Source organism: Janthinobacterium sp. SUN137 (assembly GCF_030587265.1).
In the GTDB taxonomy this organism is placed as follows: domain Bacteria; phylum Pseudomonadota; class Gammaproteobacteria; order Burkholderiales; family Burkholderiaceae_D; genus Janthinobacterium; species Janthinobacterium kumbetense.
This window is the reverse complement of sequence record NZ_JAPWHZ010000017.1, coordinates 1-3,460: the sequence shown is the minus strand read 5'-3', so window position 1 is coordinate 3,460 and position 3,460 is coordinate 1. Positions and strand designations below refer to the sequence as shown.

At 66.1% G+C, this 3,460-nt stretch carries 1 protein-coding gene; it reads right to left on the bottom strand.

What is annotated here, in order from left to right; genetic code table 11:
* Positions 1-3,460: amino acid adenylation domain-containing protein (locus tag O3298_RS29070; protein WP_305061198.1), on the bottom strand; the 3,460-nt coding region annotated here is incomplete at both ends.

Genomic DNA, 3,460 nt, shown 5'->3' with positions numbered 1-3,460 from the left:
AACCTTGAGCACCTCGGCCCAGATCGCGGCGAGCTTGTGCTCCGTGTCCGTCTGCGGCGCGCTATATTCGCGCTGGAACTGGCTGGCGTCCGGCGCCGGCAGCGCCTTCCGGTCCACCTTGCCGTTGCGCGTCAACGGCAATTGTTCGAGCAGCACGAAAGCGCCCGGCACCATATATTCCGGCAGGCTTGCCAGCAGATATTCGCGCAGCGCTGCGGCGGAAGCGTCCCGCCCTTCCTGCACGGTCAGATAGGCCAGCAGCCGCTTGTCGCCGGCGATATCCTCGCGCACGACCACCACGGCTGCAGCCACGGCCTCGTGCTGGACCAGCCGGCTTTCGATCTCGCCCAGCTCGATGCGGAAACCACGGATCTTCACCTGCTCGTCGATGCGGCCGACATATTCCAGGTTGCCGTCGGCCAGACGCCGCACCAGATCACCCGTGCGGTACAGCCGCGTACTGCTGGCCGGCTCGCCGGCGTCATGGAAGGGATTGGCGATGAAGCGTTCGGCGCTCAGTTCTGGACGGTTCAGGTAGCCGCGCGCCAGGCCGGCGCCGCCGACGTGGAGTTCGCCCACGACGCCGTCCGGCGTCAAGCCCCGCTGTGGCGTCAGGATCACCGCGCACAGGTCGGCCAGCGGATGGCCGATGACGCTGGGGTTGGACGTGTTCGTGATGTCGGCCATCAGCAGGCGGCGGTAGGTCACGTGCACCGTGGTCTCGGTGATACCGTACATATTGACCAGCTGCGGCATAGCGTCGCCGTGACGCGCGGCCCAAGGTTGCAGCGTGGCGACGTTGAGCGCCTCGCCGCCGAAGATCACGCAGCGCAGCGACAGGGGGGCCCGCTGCTCGCCGTCCACCACGATCAGCATGCCGAAGGCGCTCGGGGTCTGGTTCAGCACCGTTACCTGCTCCTTGCTCAGCAACTGGTAGAAATCGGGCGCCGAACGGGCGACCCAGTGCGGCACCACGACCAGGCGGCCGCCATGCAGCAGCGCGCCCCAGATTTCCCATACCGAGAAGTCGAAGCCGAAGGAGTGGAACAGGGTCCAGACATCGCGTCCGTTGAAACCGAACTGGCCGGTGCTGGCGGCAAACAGCCGCGTGACATTGCGGTGCTCGATCAGCACGCCCTTGGGCAAGCCAGTCGAGCCGGACGTGTAGATCACGTAGGCCAGATTGTCGGGCCCCTGCGCCGGCAGACGAGCCAGGTTGCAGTCCGCATGCGCCTGCAACTGGCCGGCGAAGGCTGGCGCATCGAGCGCGGCGATGATGACGGCGCGGCCGGCCGACAATTCAGCGGCCCGCTCCAGCAGCGATTCCTGCGTGAGCAGCAGCGACAGCCCGCTGTCCCCGGCCATATAGGCCAGGCGCTCGTTCGGATAGACCGGGTCGAGCGGCACGTAGGCGCCGCCCGCTTTCAACACGCCCAGCAGGCCGACAATCATCTCCAGACCGCGTTCGACGAAGATGCCGACCAGACTGTCCGGCCCCACGCCCTGTCCGCGCAGGTAATGGGCCAGACGGTTGGCCCGCGCATTGAGCTCTTGGTAAGTCAGCGACTGGCCCTCGAACACCACGGCCACCTGCTGCGGCGCGCCTTGCGCCTGCGCTTCAAACAGTTCGTGCAGCGCGCTGTCGCCATCATGGCGCTGCGCTATCCGCGTGCCCACCGCCAGCAACTGCTCGCGCTCCTGCGGCGGCAGCACCGAAATATCGCCGGCGTTCATGTCCGGCTGCGACCGCAGCGCCTGCACCAGACCGGCCAGCGCCTGCTCCAGATAGGCGATCACGCGGCCCGGCTCCACGCCGTACCCGGCCTGCATCCCTATCGAGAAGCCGTCGTCCAGGTCGTCGACCAAGGCAACCAGCGGATAATTGGTCCGCTCGCGCGCCTCCAGCAGCGTGATGCCGTGGCTGACCGCCTGCGTCTCGCCGGCGTTGGAATGACGGTAGTTGAGCATGGCGCTGAACAGCGGCACATTGCTTGCCAGTCCGCTGCAGCGCTGCGCCAGCGACAGCGGCGCCTGTTCGTAGGTCAGCAGCTCGCGCAGCGCCGTTTCCGTCTGGCTCACCAGACTGTCCGCGCTGACGCCCTCCAGCGTCAAGCGCAGCGGCAGCGTATTAATAAACATGCCCAGCATATTGTGCGCACCCGCCGTGCCCTGCAGGCGACCGGACAGCACGGTGCCAAACACCACATCGCCGCGCGCGCTGCAGGCACCGACCACCAGTGCCCACGCCGCATGGAACAGCGTCGCCGGGCTGGTCTTGCGCTGTTTCGCCACTTGACGGATCGCATCGGCCAGCGCCGCGTCGAGAGTCTTGCGCTGCTCCGCTATCTGGCTGCCGTCGCCGTGGACGTTGAGCAGATTGAACGGCGCCGTCGGCTCGGTCACATCGCCCAGCACCTTGCTGAAGTAGGCTTGCGCATCGTTGTTGCTGGCCTGGTGCAGCGCATGGGCCACGAATTGACGGTAGGGAACCGGCTGGGGCAGCTCTTCTGCCCGGCCGGCCACGCAAGCCTCCAGCTCCCTGCGAATGATCTCCAGGCCGGCGTGGTCCGCGACGATATGGTGCAGCTGGATCACGAAGAAATGGCGCTCGGTGCCCGGTTCGCGAGCCGCATTGATCTGCAACATGGGCGCCTTCGCCAGGTTCATGGGCCTGTCATAACGCGCCTTGAGCTGGTCCTGCACATCCATGCCTGGATTCAGCTCGATCATGTCGAGTGCCACTCCGGCCTGGCGATACACAAGCTGTACAGGCATCGGCAGCTGCTCCGACAGGATCGCCGTCCGCAATACGTCATGGCGCGCGATCACTTGGCGCAGACCGCCGATCAGGGCCTCGAATTGCGCACCCGTGTCGACCGAGTATAGCGAAGACAGGATGTAGGGATCGTTCTGGCTATGCATCAGGTGGTAGAAGTACATCCCCTCCTGCAGCGGCGCCAGCGGATAGATGTCCTGCACGTTGGCCGCGCCGCCGGGCACGCTGGCCACGATCAGGTCGATTGCTTCCTGGCTAAGGTCAACCAGCGGCAGCAGGTCCGGCGTGATGCGCTCGCAGCCAGCCGGAATCCGGGGCGCCGGAACGACAAAAGTGCCCTCTGCGACGGGCGCGGCCACGTCGACCATCGCGGCCAGCGCGCCGAGGTTGGCCGCAGAGAAGATCATCTGGGCATCCGCATCCAGACCGGCTTCCTGCATTGACGACAGCAACTGCACTACCAGCAGCGAATGTCCACCCAGGCCGAAGAAGTTGTCGCCGACGCTGATTTTGCTGACATCATGGTTCAGTACCGAAGCCCAAGTCGCAGCGATCGCCTTCTCGCTCGCGGTCTGCGGCGCCACGTATTCCTGCTGCGAGGCGCCCGCATCCGCGGCGGGCAAGGCCTTCCGGTCCACTTTGCCGTTGGGCGTCAGCGGCAAGGCATCGAGCACCATCCATGCC